This window comes from Roseovarius sp. D22-M7 (assembly GCF_037083785.1).
Taxonomy (GTDB): domain Bacteria; phylum Pseudomonadota; class Alphaproteobacteria; order Rhodobacterales; family Rhodobacteraceae; genus Roseovarius.
Genome location: NZ_JBAPKY010000186.1, coordinates 1 through 1,007 on the forward strand (window position 1 = coordinate 1; position 1,007 = coordinate 1,007).

The following is a 1,007-nucleotide window of genomic DNA, read 5'->3' on the forward strand; positions in this document are numbered from 1 at the left end:
ACGTAGCGCAGGATTGTCTGCTCCAGGTCTTCGCCTGACCGGAAGCGATGGCTCTGCAGGACGTCTTCGATGCGGCCATTGAAGCGCTCGACCATGGCGTTTGTCTGCGGCCGCATCGGGGGCGCGAGGCGGTGCTCGATGATGAGCCATGTCGCGCCATTGGTCCGAGCGACAATGGCGAATGCTCGGCGCAGAGCAGATCGAACTCGTGCTGTCCGGTGGGGCTGCGTTTGCGCAGGCCGAACAGCCGGTCGGTGAAAGCCTTTCCGTTGTCGGTCAGCACCCGGGTGATCTTCATCGGTGCCGCGCGCTTCAAATCGCGTGAGGCAAGCGGCGCGCGCTTTGCCGAAGGCAAACCTGCGGTTTCACGGCCGCGGTCTGTGCGGGATAGATGCGCACGAAGACCCAGCGGGTCGCCCGGTCGATCGCCACGAAGAGGTATCGGCGGCGGTCCTCGTCGGCCATCTGGGGCAGGTATTTCACGTCGATATGCAGGTCGCCGGGCTCATAGGCCTTGAAGGTGCCGTGCGCAGGCCTGGGCTCTTTCGGCTTCAGCGCCCGCAGATTGCCCACCTGTTCGCCATTGGTCTCGAACCCATGGCGCCCAATGGCTCACCGCCGCAGACAGCGGTCGAGCCCAGACCGCGAGACATGCGGGTTGAGAAATTCGCGCACCACGGCGAGCAGATCGTCGAGCGGCAGGAGCAATGCCTTGCGCGATGCGACCGCGACAGCCTCCTGGGCAGGCGTCACCGTCGTCTGCAGCCGGTGCGGCGTGTGGCTGCGGTCGTGAACGCCGTCGCGATTGCGCCACTTCCAGACCGTCTGTTCGGAGATGCCATAGCGTTCGGCAACCATCCAAGCCGGTTCCGTGCTCGCCTGGATCGCAGCCCGTGTCCTCGGCGTTGTCGTCGCCTGCTTGTGAAGAGAAATCAGCATGCCCGCCTCCCGTCCCGAACCTCGCGCAGGATCGACCTTGCCACAAACAGCCCAGAGCGGCGAGGGTC

The 1,007-nt window shown here is 65.1% G+C and carries 1 pseudogene; it reads right to left on the reverse strand.

The features are described from left to right. Positions 1 to 939, reverse strand: a pseudogene (locus tag V8324_RS22015) (DDE-type integrase/transposase/recombinase); the annotation flags it as partial. Between the last annotated feature and the right edge of the window lie 68 nt (positions 940 to 1,007).